The organism is Pseudomonas sp. TE21435, from assembly GCF_056279265.1.
Map to the genome: position 1 here is coordinate 434,996 of NZ_JBWBQZ010000001.1, position 12,848 is coordinate 447,843.

Annotated in this window: 11 protein-coding genes; 2 read left to right on the forward strand and 9 right to left on the reverse strand. The window is 65.3% G+C overall.

The window, feature by feature from the left end:
• Positions 1 to 129 precede the first annotated feature (129 nt).
• The 3 genes from ACZ9C1_RS01985 to ACZ9C1_RS01995 form a co-directional block, all read right to left on the reverse strand.
• A complete protein-coding gene (locus ACZ9C1_RS01985) occupies positions 130 to 435 on the reverse strand; it encodes an NIPSNAP family protein (RefSeq protein WP_110698570.1) in 306 nt (101 codons plus the stop codon).
• Positions 436 to 495: 60 nt separating this feature from the next.
• Positions 496 to 1,050: a lipocalin family protein gene (locus ACZ9C1_RS01990; RefSeq protein WP_457377893.1), complete on the reverse strand. Its 555-nt coding sequence runs from the start codon at positions 1,048 to 1,050 to the stop codon at positions 496 to 498.
• A gap of 63 nt (positions 1,051 to 1,113) precedes the next feature.
• The gene (locus ACZ9C1_RS01995; RefSeq protein ID WP_476253480.1) at positions 1,114 to 1,695 is read right to left on the reverse strand and encodes a hypothetical protein; all 582 of its coding nucleotides are present in this window, start codon (positions 1,693 to 1,695) and stop codon (positions 1,114 to 1,116) included.
• Between the two features lie 320 nt (positions 1,696 to 2,015).
• Here ACZ9C1_RS01995 and ACZ9C1_RS02000 point away from each other — a divergent pair, with 320 nt between their 5' ends.
• Positions 2,016 to 2,966 (forward strand): IS110 family transposase, encoded by a 951-nt coding sequence (locus tag ACZ9C1_RS02000; protein ID WP_111533460.1) that lies wholly within the window; start codon positions 2,016 to 2,018, stop codon positions 2,964 to 2,966.
• A gap of 196 nt (positions 2,967 to 3,162) precedes the next feature.
• Here the strand turns inward: ACZ9C1_RS02000 and ACZ9C1_RS02005 are convergent, their stop codons facing one another.
• From ACZ9C1_RS02005 to ACZ9C1_RS02030, 6 genes are all read right to left on the reverse strand, one after another.
• Complete coding sequence (locus ACZ9C1_RS02005; protein WP_476253481.1) at positions 3,163 to 4,179, reverse strand: XdhC family protein; 1,017 nt, start codon at positions 4,177 to 4,179, stop codon at positions 3,163 to 3,165.
• A 66-nt stretch (positions 4,180 to 4,245) separates the two neighbouring features.
• On the reverse strand, positions 4,246 to 5,580 hold the full coding sequence (locus ACZ9C1_RS02010) for a c-type cytochrome (protein WP_476253482.1): 1,335 nt from the start codon (positions 5,578 to 5,580) through the stop codon (positions 4,246 to 4,248).
• Positions 5,581 to 5,597: 17 nt separating this feature from the next.
• Positions 5,598 to 7,844 carry a xanthine dehydrogenase family protein molybdopterin-binding subunit gene (locus ACZ9C1_RS02015; protein WP_476253483.1) on the reverse strand — a complete coding sequence of 749 codons (2,247 nt, stop codon included), beginning with the start codon at positions 7,842 to 7,844 and terminating at the stop codon, positions 5,598 to 5,600.
• Positions 7,844 to 8,299, reverse strand: a complete 456-nt coding sequence (locus ACZ9C1_RS02020) for a (2Fe-2S)-binding protein (protein ID WP_476253484.1) — start codon at positions 8,297 to 8,299, stop codon at positions 7,844 to 7,846. Before ACZ9C1_RS02020 ends, ACZ9C1_RS02015 begins: the two co-directional genes overlap by 1 nt.
• 148 nt (positions 8,300 to 8,447) lie before the next feature.
• Positions 8,448 to 9,950 (reverse strand): glycine betaine/L-proline transporter ProP, encoded by a 1,503-nt coding sequence (gene proP / locus ACZ9C1_RS02025; RefSeq protein ID WP_476253485.1) that lies wholly within the window; start codon positions 9,948 to 9,950, stop codon positions 8,448 to 8,450.
• Between the two features lie 169 nt (positions 9,951 to 10,119).
• On the reverse strand, positions 10,120 to 10,578 hold the full coding sequence (locus ACZ9C1_RS02030; RefSeq protein WP_476253486.1) for a GNAT family N-acetyltransferase: 459 nt from the start codon (positions 10,576 to 10,578) through the stop codon (positions 10,120 to 10,122).
• Between the two features lie 546 nt (positions 10,579 to 11,124).
• On the opposite strand from ACZ9C1_RS02030, the gene ACZ9C1_RS02035 reads away from it, so the two are divergent.
• Entirely contained in the window at positions 11,125 to 12,834 is a 1,710-nt protein-coding gene (locus ACZ9C1_RS02035; protein WP_457377887.1) for a ShlB/FhaC/HecB family hemolysin secretion/activation protein, read from the forward strand.
• Positions 12,835 to 12,848 lie beyond the last annotated feature (14 nt).

Genomic DNA, 12,848 nt, shown 5'->3' on the forward strand with positions numbered 1-12,848 from the left:
CTCCTTGTCGATCGACGATCCTGGGTCGAGGGTGCTTAGGTGAGGATCGTGATCGAGGTGCAATAGTTCAGTGGCGTTTGCCGTTGGCTTTACGGGCGCCTGCAGGAGCCTGGGTCTTGCCTGGGAAATTCAGTCGAGCACGGGCCGCAGGAAGCTGCGCTCATAGCTGAGGATGAAACGCTGCTCGGTGGCCAGGGCAAAGGCGGCGATGCACTCGGGGTCGGTTTCCGAAGCTTTGCGGTACTGCTCGTAGGCCGCCAGGCTGGGGAAGCTGAACAGGGCATAGGCGACATTGTTGGCGCCTTCGCTGGGCAGGAAGTAGCCATGGTGGCTGCCGCCCATGCGGTTGACCAGGCCGATCCACAGCTTGCCATAGGCTTCGAAGGCGGGGACCTGGTAGGGGTCGATGATGTACTTGAGGTGGCAGGTGATCATTGCACGCAATCCTTTGGGTGAGCCGGGGAGGCTCACCTTACCGTGCACGGGAGTGGGCGGCTAGGGCCTGGCCTGGCGCCAGATCAATTGCTCGGTGGGATACCCCTGCTTGCGCGCCAGCGCCAGTAGCTGGTCGCGGGTCTGGTCGCTGACGGTCGCGGTGCGCGACAGCAGCCACAGGTATTCGCGGTTCGGGTGGCCGACCAGTGCCACGCGGTAATCCGCATCGTGGTACAGCACCCAATACTCGCCTTTGGTCAGGTTCGGTGCCAGGCGGCTGAACCAGTTGTCGAAGCGCACCCAGAGCTTGTCGGTGCGGCCGGGCACCTGCGCCTCGGCGATGCCATTGGCCTGGTTCCATTGGCCGTCCTTTTCCAGGCAGCGGTTGGTGACGTCGATGCGCCCGTCCTCGCGCAGGCCATAACGGGCCTCGGACTGCACGCAATTGCGCTGGAAGAACATCGGCAGGCGCGCCAGTTCATACCAGGTGCCCTGATAGCGCTGGAGCTCGACCTGTTGCGTGGTGGGCGGTGGCTGCTCGTCGCGGGCGCTGGTGCAGCCCGTGAGCGCGAGGGTAAGGCAGCAGCAAAACGGCACGGCCAGGCGCATCGCCATGGGAAACCTCCTGAAGGGGGGAAAGGCTCACATGGCTTTCGATGCGCGGGCCGGCCAAAGGTTTTACTGGGCTGGGCGGGAAGTTTCCACGCTCAGTACTTCGGTAAAGATGGCTTCGACGGTCTGGTCGACCTTGAGGTTTTTCATCCGTGCCTGCAGTTCGGGATTCTCGACCTTGACCACCTGCAGTTTGCCTTCGGGCGGCAGCAGGGTGACTTCATGAGTGTTCAGGTCGATCTTCTTGATCTGCGAGGTGACCTTGACCTGGCGGAAAGCCTCGCCACCTGGGTTGGGGTTGGCCGCGGTGGCGCGGATGGTGCCCGATTCCTCGGAGGCCTTGGGCGCGCCGCCGACATTGGTGTTCAGTACATAGGCGATGGCACGGGTGACTTTGATGTCGACCTGGTCGCCGACCTTGAGGTTGGGCAGGGCCTTGGCCTGTTCGGTGAGCTGGAAGGTCACGTCCTTGTCGTGGGGACCCTTGACCGTGACCTGGCGGTTGGGCAGGTCGATCTTGGTCACTTCGGTGGTGATATGGCTTTCCAGCGCCTCGCTGGCGATGGGCAGTTCGGCCGCGTGGGCGGCGAGGCTGGCGGCGGACAATAACGAGGCGAAAGCAACAGCGCGTGCGAGGGTGGCAGTCATTGGCCTGTCTGCCTTGTGGTCGATACCGGTGGATGTATGCGAGAAGAAGCATAGACACAGGTTGGCAGATGTGTGGAGCGTGTCGGCCTCATCGCGGGGCAAGCCCGCTTGTGTCTTGAAAGGCTCTTAGACTGAAGGGGTGAGAGCGGTGGATGGCAGACTGCAAGCCGGCGGTGCCCTAGAGCACGTGTGGGAGCATAGTCGCCATCCACCCCTCACTCTGACCTGAAGCCCGAACAGTTGGATGAGGTGCGAGCTCGAAATCACAAGCGTGGGATAGGTCAGAGCGCTCTCACTTCCCAGTGTAAGAGGGCTTGGCCATGATTTCCTGTTTCGTTGGTATCGATGTTTCGAAGGCGACCCTGGACGTGGGGTTCTGGCCTGAACTTTCCAAGCCATTCCAGCTGAGGAATGACCCTGAGGGGATTGCCCAGCTGATTGCCTGCTTGAACGAGCTTGAGGTCGAGCGGATCGTGCTCGAGGCTACGGGGGGCTATGAGAAAGCGGTTTTCAAGGCGTTACGCATCGCTGATTTGGATGTCGTTCGCGTCAACCCCAAACGCTCTCATGACTATGCCCAAGCAATTGGTCAACTGGCCAAAACCGACAGGATCGATGCCTTGATGCTGGCCAAGTTCGCCCAGCATCTTGCATCTCCCTCAAAGATCGAGCCCAGTCAGGCACGTGATGAGCTGAGCGAGCTGGTCAAGCTACGGGATCAGATCGTTGAGCATCGCGACGATGACAGGCGTCGAATCAAGCAAGCGACTTCCCCTGTAGCAATCACCTTCTTCACTGAGCACATTGCGTCTCTCAACGCTCAGATCAAGGCATTGGATAAACACCTTGCGCAGGCCTCAAAGGCGCTGAACAGCGAGAAAGCCAAGCACTTGGCATCAGTCAAAGGCGTAGGCCTGATTACGACTGCCAAGCTGATGGCCTATTTGCCCGAACTGGGCACGCTGAGCGGACGGAAGATCACCGCCCTGGTGGGGCTGGCGCCCTATAACAAGGACAGTGGGAGCAAGAGCGGCCCACGCAAGATCGAGGGCGGGCGCTACAAAGTTCGTGGCGTTATCTACATGGCGGCTTGGGTGATGATCAGGCACGTCCCTGAGTTCAAGACCCGGTATGACGCACTGGTAGCGCGTGGTAAGCGCCCCAAAGTAGCCGTGGTGGCTTGCATGCGCGTGTTGCTGGTGCGGCTGAATGCCATGCTGAGGGACGGTACGCCATGGAAGGACCATAAAACCCAGGCGCCCGCAGCCTGATCTCTCGGGGGTATTGCCGATAGCGGGGCTTCGCCAGCGACTCCATCTGCAGGGTGTCGCTGGCGAAGCTATGTCTGAAAGGATCTTTCTAAAAAAATCCCCTCAAGACAGTTGCTCCCACGATCGTCAGCCAGCAGAGTTGCGAGCAGTACCAACGTGGGAGCGGGCTTGCCCCGCGATGAGGCCGGTTCAGGCATTACGAAGGTTGATGGTCACGCTCGCGCTTGGCCCCGGATACGCTCACCGCCCCCGGCAAGCTCACGGCATTCTTGGCGGCCAGCACTTCGGCCATCACGCTCACCGCGATCTCCGCCGGGGTCTTGCTGCCGATGTAGATGCCGATGGGGCCATGCAGGCGTTGCAGCGAAACCTCGCTCTCGCCGAAATGTTCAATCAAGCGCTCGCGGCGCAGCTGGCTGTTGCGCCGCGAGCCGATGGCGCCAATGTAGAACGCCGGGCTGTGCAGGGCCTCGAGCAGCGCCAGGTCGTCGAGCTTGGGGTCATGGCTGACGGCGATGATGCAGGTACGCAGGTCTGCGTTGAAGGCGCGTACCGCATCGTCCGGCATGCCCTTGAGGTGCTCGACGCCGGCCACCGCCCAGGTGGCCATGTGTTCGGGGCGAGGGTCGCACACCGCCACCCGGAAGCCGTTGAACAAGGCCATGGTCGCCAGGTACTCGGCCAGGGCCCCGGCGCCGATCAGCAGCATGCGGTAGCCGGGGCCGAGGGTGTTGACCATGTGCTGGCCGTCGAAGCTGAACTGCTCGGGGGTGGCGGTGGCTGCCAGGCTCACCGCGCCGCTTTGCAGGGCCAGTCGGCGGCGCATCAGCCGGCCCTGGTCGAGGTGCTCCAGCAGTTGTAGCAGGGGCAACGCGGCCGGTTCGAATTCCAGGATCAGCTCCAGGGTGCCGCCACAGGGCAGGCCGAAGCGGTGGGCCTCGTCGGCGCTGACGCCATAGCGAATCACCTCGGGCCTGCCCTGAGGCAGGCCGGGGCCGCCATAGGCGGTGGTGTAGCGATGAATCAGGTCGTCTTCGATGCAGCCGCCGGACACGCTGCCAACCACCCGGCCATCGTTGCGCAGCGCCATCATCGAGCCGACCGGGCGAGGGGAGGAGCCCCAGGTGCGGGCGACAGTGGCGAGCAGCACGCGGTGCCCGGCCTGGAGCCAGTCGTGGGTGGTGCGCAGGACCAGCAGGTCGATGCTTTCCATGGTGTCCTCGGTTGTCTGTGCTCCACGCTTCACACGTGGGAGCGGGCTTGCCCCGCGATGGCGGTATCAGCGCATATGCAGGATGATCGGGCTGCTGCTGGCAGGGTCGGTATGCCCGCGCAGTTCGCCCACCGCCTTGGCCTGCACCGCGCCACCCTGATTGCCCCAGGCACTGCGGGCGAAACTCAGCACCTCGGCGATCTCCCGGTCCGACAGCTGCTCGCGGAACGCCGGCATGCGGTAGGCGTCCGGCACCCCGGCGGCGACGATGCGCTGCGAGCCGTTGAGGGTGATGTTGATCGCCGAGGCATTCTCTGCGGCCAGCATCGAGGTGGCCCCCGCCAGCGGCGGCATCCACTCGGCCTGGCCCTTGCCATCCGCGCCATGGCAGCTGGCGCAACGGGTCGCGTAGGTGTGCGCGCCGGGCGCATCAGGTGCGGTGGCCGTCGCCTGGTACTGCCAGGGCGCACCATCACGCCGAGGGTCACCGGGCAATGCCTTGAGGTAGCGGGCGATCGCGCCCAGGTCGTCGTCGCTCATGAACTGCGTGGAATTGTTGAACGCCTCGGTCATCGAGCCGTACACCACCGCATGGCGATTGCGCCCGCTCTTGAGGAACTGCACGATCTCGGCTTCGCTCCAGCGCCCGAGCCCGGTGTTGTGGTCCTGGCGCAGGCTCGGCGCGTACCAGCCATCGAGCAGGGCCCCGGCGAGGAACGGCGCGCCGCTTTCGTCCAGGGCTTTCTCGTTGAAGGCCAGGCCCCGAGGCGTATGGCAACTGCCGCAGTGGCCGGGGCCCTGGACGATGTAGGCGCCGCGATTCCACAGCGGATCCTGGTCGGGTTTCTGCGCATAGGCGGTGGTCGGTGCGAAGAGGCCGTTCCACAGGGCGATGGGCCAGCGCAGGTTCAATGGCCAGGGAATGCTGCTGGGTATATTGGCTTCGGCTGCCGGTTGCACGCCCTTCATGAAGAACGCGTAGAGCGCCCGCACATCGTCATCGCTGAGCTTGGCATAGGACGGGTAGGGCATGGCCGGGTACAGCCGTCGCCCTCCCGGCGCGACGCCCTGGCGCACGGCACGGTCGAAGTCGGCCAGGCTGTAGGCGCCGATGCCGTGGTCGCGATCCGGGGTGATGTTGGTGGCATGGATCGCCCCCAGCGGCGTGGCCATTTCCAGGCCTCCGGCAAAGGGCGCCTTGCCCGGCAGGCTGTGGCAGGCCACGCAGTCGCTGAGGCGGGCGACGTATTCGCCGCGGCTGACCAGGGCGGCGTCGGCGCTGTCCGAGGCGCTGAAGGGCGAGGCAGGCTCGCGGGTGACGTACCAGGCCAGCAGGCCTGCCGCGACCAGGCACGGCAAGGCCAGCCAGCCTGCGGTTCTTGCGAATCGGCTGTTGTTCATGGGCTGTCCTTGTCGTGTCAGCTGAAGGTATGGCGGCTCAGGGGCATACTGCGCACGCGCTGGCCGGTAAGCTGCGCCACGGCGTTGGCCACCGCGGGCGCCACCGCCGGCAGCGGCGGTTCACCGATGCCGCCCATCTTCGCCCCGCTCTCGACGATGCGCACATGCACCCGGGCCATGCGCGATGGCGGCAGCATCGGGTACAGGTCGTAGTTGCGCGCCCGTGGCATGCCGTTCAGCCACACCGATTCTTCCAGCAGCACCTGGGACAGGCCCAGGGATACCGCGCCGTTGACCTGGGCCTCGATGATCGCCGGGTTGACGATGCTGCCCGGGTCGATGGCCTGCCAGATGTCGTGCACCTTGACCTGGCCACCCTCCAGCGACACTTCGGCGATGACCGCCGCCTCCGAGCCGAACGGCGAGGCCATGGCCACGCCGCGGGCGCGCTTGCTGCCGTCCTCGGCGGTGAACGGGCCGCGCTTCCAGCCGCCGGACAGCTCGCCCACCGCCTGCAGCAGGGCGGTCAGGCGTGGGTTGTCCCGCAGTAGCTGCAGGCGCAGCTCGAAGGGATCGTGGCCGCCCTTGTCGGCCAGCTCGTCGAGGAACGACTCGTAGAAGAAGTCGTTCAGCGAATTGCCCACCGAGCGCCAGTAGCCGAGCATGGCCGGGCCTTTGACATAGATCTGCGCGATGCGTTTGTTGGCGATGGCGTAGGCCTTGCCCGACAGCCCTTCCAGGGCTGTGGGATCGACCGTGTCGCCCTGCTTGCCAGCAATGGCCTCGGTCGGGCCTTCGGTGGCGCTGATCGCCTCGATGGCCACCGGCAGGCCTTTCTCGTCCAGCGCGGCGCGGAACTTGACCACGGCCATGGGGCGCATGGCATCGCGCAGGAACTCCTCCTCGCGGCTCCAGATCAGTTTCACCGGCCTGCCGACCGCCTTGGCCAGGGCGATGGCCTGCGGGTAGGGGTTGGCCGAGTCGTACAGGAAGTGCCGGCCGAAGAAACCGCCGAGCAGGGGCGAATGCAGGGTGATCCGCGCCGGGTCCAGGCCGGTGCGCTTGGCGATATCGTCGCGGAACATGTCCTGGGCCTGGTTGGGCAGCCACACTTCCAGCGAGCCGTCGGGGTTGAAACGGGCGGTGGCGGAGGGCGGCTCCAACTGCGCGTGGTTGAGGAACTGGTTGTGGTAGGTGGCCTCGACCTTGGTCTTGGCCCCGGCCAGGGCGCTGGCGACATCGCCCTGGTTTTCCTCGTCGCGGCTCGGCCCGGTCTGGGCGGCCAGGTGTTCGCGCCAGCCATCGCTGGAAAAATCGGCAGGCATAGGCCGCACCTGGCTGTCGGCGGCCACTTCCTTCCAGTCCACCTGCAGCGCTTCCACCGCGCGCTTGGCGTGCCACCAGCGTTCGGCGACCACGGCGACCGCACCGGGCAGTTGATGCACCGAGTGCACGCCCTTCATGGCCTTGACCTGTTCCTCGTTGCGCAGGTTGCCTACGGTCATGCCCAGGCGCGGGGCATGCTGCACGGCGGCGTGGAGCATGCCGTCGACCTTGACGTCGATGCTGTAGACGGCCTTGCCGGTGGACTTGTCGTAGGCGTCGAGGCGCTGCACCGGCTTGCCGATCCAGCGGAACTGGCTGGGGTCGCGCAGCTTGACGCTGGCAGGGTCGGGCACCGGCAGGTCCATGGCCTTGGCGGCCAGTTCGCCGTAGCCCAGCGCACGGCCCGAGGCCGCGTGCACCACCTTGCCAGGCTCGGTGCTCAATTCACCAACTGGCACCCCCAACTGCTCGGCGCCGGCCTGCAGCAGCATGGCGCGGGCCAGGGCGCCGAGGCGGCGCATGGTCGGGTAGCTCATGCGCACCGACATGCTGCCGCCGGTGATGCGCAGGCCGTTCTCCATCACCACGTAGGCCTCGCCCGCTGGCGCGCTTTCGACCACGAAGGTGGCCGGGTCGGCGTCCAGTTCCTCGCCGATGATCTGCGCCATGGCCGTGTTGACCCCTTGCCCGCCCTCCATGAACGGGCTGAGCAGGTGCACGCTGCCGTCCGCGCGGATTTCCAGGAAGGCCGGCACCTGGGTGCCGCGCTCAGTGGTCGCGGCTGCGGCCTGTACCCGCGCCGAGCCCAGCGGCAGGCCGAAGCCCAGCACCAGTGCGCCGATGGCGCTGCCGGCAAGAAAGCGCCGACGCGACAGGTTGACCGTTTCGCCGCTGCGCAGCCGTGCCAGGTCGTCAGGGGTGTCGATACGCGCGTTCATCAGGCGTGCTCCCCTTGGGTCAGTTCGTGCACGGCGGCATGGATGGCGTTGTAGGTGCCGCAGCGGCACAGGTTGACCATGGCCGCGTCGATCTGTTCGGTGCTGGGTTTGGGGGTGTGCTTGAGCAGCGCGGTGGCCGCCATCACCTGGCCGGACTGGCAGTAGCCGCACTGGGCCACCTGGTGCTCGACCCAGGCGGCGACCACGCGCTTGCCCACGGCGTCGGCTTCGATGGCCTCGATGGTGGTGACTTCACGACCGACCACGCCGGCCACCGGGGTGACGCAGGCGCGCACCACATTGCCGTCCACCAGCACCGAGCAGGCGCCGCATTGGGCTAGGCCGCAACCGTACTTGGTGCCGGTCAGGCCCAGGTCATCGCGGATCACCCAGAGCAAGGGCGTGTCGGCGTCAGCCTCGACCTGGTAGGTCTGCTGGTTGATTCTTAGTTCCATGGGCTCACCTGCTGATCATCGGTTCTGGAAGTGGGGAATACGCTGTTCCCCAATCCAGAAACGCTAGCACATGGCCCCGTTGCGCAATCGATGCACCCCGCAGGTTCAGAGGATCAGGCAAGCAATCCGGTGGAATGCGCAAGCCTCCTCAATCGATGCGCGGGTGCTGCTGGGCCAGGGTCTTGCGCTTGGCCTCCAGCTCGGCGATCTGCGCGTCGATGTCCTCGATCTTCTGTTCGATGTTGTCGTGGTGCTCCTGCAGCAGTTCGCGGGCTTCGTCGATATCCGAGGCCGCCGGGGCGGCGCCGCGTAACGGACGGTTGGCGGTCTCCTTCATGGTCAGGCCGGTGAGCAGGCCGATCACGGCGATCACCATCAGGTAATAAGCCGGCATGTACAGGTTCTCGGTGGTTTCCACCAGCCAGGCGGCGAGGGTCGGGGTCAGACCGGCGATCAGCACCGAAATGTTGAAGGCGCTGGCCAGGGCGCTGTAGCGGATATGCGTGGGAAACATCGCCGGCAGGGTCGAGGCCATCACGCCGATGAAGAAGTTCAGCAGCACGGCGAGGATCAACAGGCCGGCGAAGATCACCGCCAGCTTGCCGCTGGTGATCAGCATGAACGCCGGGATCGCCAGGGCGAACAGGCCGACGCTGCCGATGATGATGAATGGCTTGCGCCCCCACTTGTCGCTGAGCAGGCCGATGATCGGCTGCACGAACAGCATGCCGACCATGATCGCGATGATGATCAGCACGCCGTGGTCTTCGCTGTAGTGCAGGTTGTGCGAGAGGTAGCTGGGCATGTAGGTGAGCAGCATGTAGTAGGTGACGTTGGTGGCGATCACCACGCCGATGCAGGTCAGCAGGCTGCGCCAGTGCTGGGTCGCCACCTCCTTGAACGACACTTTCGGGCCGCTGGCCAGGCCTTCGCGGTCACCTTGCTCGAGTTTTTCGACGTGTTGCTGGAAGGCCGGGGTTTCTTCCAGCGCGTGGCGCAGGTACAGGCCGATCAGGCCCAGCGGCAGGGCCAGGAAGAACGGCAGGCGCCAGCCCCATTCGAGGAACTGTTCCTCGCCGAGGAGCGTCGAGATCAGCACCACCACGCCGGCGCCGAGGACAAAGCCGGCGATCGAGCCGAAGTCCAGCCAGCTGCCGAGGAAGCCGCGCTTGCGGTCCGGGGCGTACTCGGCGACGAAGATCGAGGCGCCGGTGTATTCACCGCCCACCGAGAAGCCCTGGGCCATCTTCGCCAGCAACAGCAGGATCGGCGCCCAGATGCCGATGCTGGCGTAGGAGGGGATCAGACCGATGGCGAAGGTGCTCAGGGACATGATCACGATGGTCGCGGCCAGCACTTTCTGGCGCCCGTAGCGGTCGCCCAGGGCGCCGAAGAACAGCCCGCCCAGCGGGCGGATCAGGAAGGGCACGGAGAAGGTGGCCAGCGCCGCGATCATCTGCACGCCGGGGCTGGCGTTGGGGAAGAACACCTTGCCAAGGGCATAGGCGACGAAGCCGTAGACGCCAAAGTCGAACCATTCCATCGCGTTGCCCAGGGCGGCGGCGGTGATGGCCTTGCGCATCTTGGCGTCGTCGACGATGGTGATGTCCTTCAAGCCGATGGGCTTGACGGGTTTTCTGCGTGATTTCATGGGCCGTTGTCCTTGAAGGCTTGGGGGCATGGCCATGGTTTGGCCAGCCTTGTACCTAGGGTCAGATACAACGGCGCGCTAAATAATTCCCTGCTGGATCATTTGTGTGCGGCATGGATGGCCCTGGCGCGGGGCAAGCCCGCTTCTACAGAGGCCATCGGGCAAGCGATCAGAGCGTGCGTGACATCAGCCAGTGCTGCTGCCCCCAGGCCTCGAAGGGTTCCAGCGGTGCCCAGCCACGCTTGGCGTAGTAGGCGCTCTGGTCGTGGGTGTGCAGGTAGAGCGTGGAGACTCCGCTGCTGCGTGCATGGTCGCAGATGCCTTCGATCAGTTGCTCCGCCAGGCCTTGCCCTCGTGCTTGCGGGGTGACGAACACGCAGGCCAGCCACGGACCAAGGTCGCTGCGCCCGGGCAGGTCGTCGCTGGCCAGGGCGGTGCTGCCCAGCAGGCGGTCGCCGTCGAGGGCGACCAGGCATCGCCATTGGCCGTTGCGCTGGCCTTCGGCGAACTCGCGTTGCCAGTCGCTAATCGGCACGTCCGCGTACTCGTAGTGGAACTGTTGGTGCAGCCACTGGGCGAGGGTATCGCTGTGGGCCATGTGGTGTTCAAGCCAGTCCAGGCGGGGCATGCTGTTGTCCTTGTCGAGGGGCATTTCAGTGCGGTGGGCTGTGATGTCGCGAGCATACACCAGGCCTCTAACGCGTACTCGAGTTGCAAGTGCATTCGAGGGCAGTCGCTTCAATAGAGTCGAAAGTTCAGCACGAATCGTCGCCGCACGGGCCAATTATTCGGCTTAGTTTCGGCGCGTTTCACCGAGGTAGAATCCTCTTGTGTGTTTCCAAGTTGCTGTACGTAGGCGGCATGCGACTAAAGTCCGGTGTCTCCCGCTCGTGTCTAGAAGTACCGTTGGCTCAAACAGTCGGCAAGTTTGATTGTTGGACGATCTCGCGCGTCAGTCCCTCTAGCCTCTGCAATACGGGGTGTCGGGTGACCAGGTGGTCATGCCAGGCTTCGGGTGGTAATTGGCAGTCATTAACTTTTCCGTGAGCGTTTCAGTGAATAACGCTCAACTTTCTAAAGTTATTGCACGTGTGCCGATAACTCTCGGTAACCGTGCCGGGAAGTTCCAAGTGCTGCGATTCTCGCTGTGCCTTTGCCTGCGAATGGGTGTTGTATGTCGTACCTGTCTGCTATTGATTGCCGTCGCGTATCGCTGTGTGTCGTATTGGCTTGCCTGTCCCTGGGCAACGTGCGGGCTGAGACGTTCGTGCCTGGCCAGGAAGTGTTGCGCCAACAGCAACAGCAACAACAGGACCTGCAGCAACTGCAACTGGAGCAACGCCGCCGCCAACTACAGCGCGGTGCGTTCACAGGGCCCGATACATCCGCGCAGGTCCCTCAGGCCGCGGCTCCGGATACGCACTGCTGGCCGCTGGCCGGGGTGCGGGTGGGCGGCGTCACCCTGATCGACCGTGCCACCCTCGATGCGCGCATCGATCCGCTGGTGGCGGCGTGCATGGGCGTGGGGCAGATCAACCAGCTGCTGGCGAGTATCACCGCGCTGTACCTGGAAAAGGGCTATATCGCCAGCCGGCCCTACCTGAGCAGCGCCCCGACAGCCGGGCAGTCGCTGGACATCCTGGTGGACGAGGGCTACCTGGAGGCCATCGAACTGGCCGACCAGCGCCTGCCGGTGTCGCTGGCCGGGGCCTTCCCCGGCATGCTCGGCGAGCCGCTGAACCTGCGTGACCTGGAGCAGGGCCTGGACCAGCTTAACCGCCTGCGCTCGGTCGACCTGACCGCCGACATCGCCCCCGGCAGCCAGCCGGGCGCCTCGCGGATCATCCTGCGCCCGCGCAGCGCCGGCCAGCCACGGGTGGCCGTGGGCCTGGGCCTGGACAACTTCGGCAGCGCCAGCACCGGGCGCGATCGTCGCGTGCTCAGCCTGGGCCTGGACAACCCGCTGGCACTCAACGACCTGCTCAGCCTGTCGGCCAGCGATACCCTCAACCAGGGCGACCGTTACAGCCGCAACGCCAGCCTGTACTACGCGATCCCCTATGGCTACTGGACCTTCAGCCTGTTCGCCAGCCATGCCGAGTACCGCTCGCCGGTCAAGCTCAGCACGCTGACCTTGCATAGCCGCGGCATCACCGACCAGCTCAGCCTGCGCGGCGAGCGCGTGCTGTGGCGTGACCAGCGCCATCAACTGAGCGCCAGCCTGCAACTGGCGCACAAGGATGTCGACAGCGAGTTCGCCAAGGTGCGCCTGGACGTGCAGAGCCCGACGCTGACCGTGGCCGAGGCCGGGCTCAACCTGTTCTGGCTCGACCACGCGGTGTGGAACCTGGACCTCAACTATGCCCAGGGGCTGCATTGGTTCGGTGCCGACGATGACGCCGATCGCCCGGTGCCCGACCTGCCCAGGGCGCAGTTCCACAGGTACCGCGCCGGGCTCAGCCAGTGGCGCAATGGCCAGCTGCTGGGTCAGGCCTGGCAGTGGCAGAGCCAGCTCAACCTGCAGTACAGCCCCGACCCGCTGCCGGCCATCGAGCAGTTGCTCGGCACCGACGATTCGGCCGTGCGCGGCTACCGCATCAGCAGCCTGTCCGGGGCCAGTGGGGCGGTATGGCGCAACACCCTCCGCCTGCCGTGGCGGGCGCAGGGGCCGTTGAGCGTCACCCCACGGCTGGGCCTGGACCACGGCTGGATCAAGGCCGACCACGGCGCCGCCAGCCAGCGCCTGAGCGGCGCGAGCCTGGGCGTGAACCTGGGCTGGAAGGCGCTGCAGCTGGACCTCGACTACCAGCGCAGCCTCAACACTCCCCGCGGTTACCAGCGCGAGCCTGAAGTCTGGCTGTTCAGGGCCGCCGTGCAGATCTGAGCGCACCGATTTAG